This is a genomic window from Mariprofundus sp. NF (genome assembly GCF_013387455.1).
Classification (GTDB): domain Bacteria; phylum Pseudomonadota; class Zetaproteobacteria; order Mariprofundales; family Mariprofundaceae; genus Mariprofundus.
Genome location: NZ_VWNC01000020.1, coordinates 1 through 682 on the forward strand (window position 1 = coordinate 1; position 682 = coordinate 682).

A 682-nucleotide genomic window follows, 5' to 3' on the forward strand; every position below is an offset into this window, starting at 1 on the left:
GGCGTGGCGCTGGAGGCCGGCTTCGCAGCCGGGGCGGCCGCGGCCGGGCGGGAAGCCGCCGGGGCCGGGGTCTTCGGCGCCTGCGTCGTCTCGGCCGGGGCCGGGGTCTTCGGCGGCGCCTGCTTCGTCTCGGCCGGGGCCGCGGAGGCGTTCTCCTGCGTCCGGGCGGCCATGGCCTTCAGCTGCTCGGGGAACGCGTCCCCGATCGAATTCCGCACCGGGGCGGAGTCGGACGCCGCCTTCTGCGCGGCGCGCTCCTTGGCCTCTCGGGCGGCCTGGTCGCGACGCGAACCGCCGCCCTGACGCTCGCGGTGGCCCTCGGTCGAGTTCTTGCGCTGGTCCGCGCGCGCATCGGCCTTGGTGCGCAGCGGGCCGACCACCATCACCATGTTGCGGCCGTCCTGGCGCGGCTGCGACTCGACGGTGCCCAGCTCGGCGACGTCCTCGGCGAACTGCTGCAGCAGCTTGATGCCGAGTTCGGGACGCTGCTGCTCACGGCCGCGGAACTGGATGATGGCCTTGACCTTGTCGCCCTGGCTCAGGAACTTCTTGGCGTGGCCGGTCTTGGTCTCATAGTCGTGCTTGTCGATCTTCAGGCGGAAGCGGACCTCCTTGAGGACCGTGTTCACCTGGTTCTTGCGCGACTCACGGGCCTTCACCGCAGCCTCGTACTTGTACTTGC

Annotated in this window: 1 protein-coding gene; it reads right to left on the reverse strand. The window is 71.6% G+C overall.

Features of this window, described 5'->3' with window-relative positions:
* Positions 1 to 682 (reverse strand): translation initiation factor IF-3 (gene infC, locus F3F96_RS12345; RefSeq protein ID WP_176963582.1); only part of this gene is annotated, 682 nt, incomplete at both ends.